1 protein-coding gene is annotated in these 258 nt (G+C 65.9%); it reads right to left on the reverse strand.

The window, feature by feature from the left end:
• On the reverse strand, nt 1-258 hold a 258-nt coding region (locus MKK55_RS06560), incomplete at both ends, for an FtsK/SpoIIIE domain-containing protein (RefSeq protein WP_279596033.1).

The following is a 258-nucleotide window of genomic DNA, read 5'->3' on the forward strand; positions in this document are numbered from 1 at the left end:
GAGCTGCTCGGCGCCCATCTCGCCCAGGATCGTGCGCGAGTCGATCTTGCTCGTCACCTGGAAGCTGATCCGGGTCGGGAAGTTCGCCTTGATCGTCCCGGTGATCACGTCCACCGACGGACGCTGCGTCGCCATGATCAGGTGGATGCCCGCCGCGCGCGCCATCTGCGCCAAGCGCTGGATCGCCCCCTCGATGTCCTTGCCGGCCACCATCATCAGGTCGGCCATCTCGTCGACCACGATCACGATGTAGGGCAG

Origin of the sequence: Methylobacterium sp. J-059 (assembly GCF_022829485.1) — a bacterium.
Lineage (GTDB): Bacteria > Pseudomonadota > Alphaproteobacteria > Rhizobiales > Beijerinckiaceae > Methylobacterium.